A 986-nucleotide genomic window follows, 5' to 3' on the forward strand; every position below is an offset into this window, starting at 1 on the left:
TGCCCCCATTGTTGGCGTACTTCATCTTTATTTAAACCAGAAAGATCACCATAATTACGTTCATTTAATGCGGGATTTTTTATCACTTCTAAATCTGATTGTCCCATTTGCTCTAAAATGTGCTGAGCGGTTTTTTGAGCACGCTGTAAGGCTGATGTATAAGCGATATCAAACTTCAAACCATATTCTTTCAGTTTTTTTCCTGCTGCTATCGCTTCGGCATGACCTTTTTCTGTTAAATCAGGATCTTTCCAACCGGTAAAAAGGTTTTTGAGATTCCATTCACTTTGTCCATGACGAATTAGTGTAAGTATGCGTCCCATTATGAATTGCCTCTATTCTATTGATTGTTTAAAATTCATTGTTCAATCCCAAAACATCGAACATTGAATAAAGACCGCTTTCATGATTTTGTGCCCATAAAGCTGCTTTTAATGCGCCATTGGCAAAGATAGAGCGTTCTTGCGCTGTATGTGAAAGAACAATGCGCTCATTGGAGCCGGCAAAAATGACACTGTGTTCTCCAACAACTGTCCCACCACGTGAACAGGAAAAGCCAATGGTGCCTTTTTTGCGTTTACCTATATGACCATTGCGTTCGTTGACACGCACATTTTTAAGCATAACATTGCGCCCTTCAGCTGCTGCTTGGCCAAGAAGAAGGGCTGTTCCAGAAGGGGCGTCAACTTTGTTAGCGTGATGCATTTCATAAACTTCGATATCAAAATCATCGGCTTCTAATGCTTTAGCGGCTTTCTTTACAAGGTTGGCTAAAAGATTTATTCCAAGGCTCATATTTCCGGATTTGACAATTGTTGTATATTTCGCAAAATCTGCAATTTTTTCTTCTTCTGTTTTGCTAAATCCTGTGGTGCCAATAATATGGACAAGGCTTTTTTGAGCAGCGTAGTTAGCATAAAGAATACTGGCTTCTGGTTGTGAAAAATCTAAAATACCTTCTGTATTAGAAAAGGCATTTTCGGGAT

General features: G+C 39.1%; 2 protein-coding genes. Both read right to left on the reverse strand.

The window, feature by feature from the left end; genetic code table 11:
* Positions 1–323 (reverse strand): 2,3-bisphosphoglycerate-dependent phosphoglycerate mutase (locus ACFIL8_RS11040; protein WP_375689831.1); only part of this gene is annotated, 323 nt, incomplete at its 3' end.
* A gap of 28 nt (positions 324–351) precedes the next feature.
* Positions 352–986 (reverse strand): 4-hydroxy-tetrahydrodipicolinate reductase (dapB, locus tag ACFIL8_RS11045; RefSeq protein ID WP_375689833.1); only part of this gene is annotated, 635 nt, incomplete at its 5' end.

The organism is Bartonella sp. AP57NXGY, from assembly GCF_042195805.1.
Lineage (GTDB): Bacteria > Pseudomonadota > Alphaproteobacteria > Rhizobiales > Rhizobiaceae > Bartonella.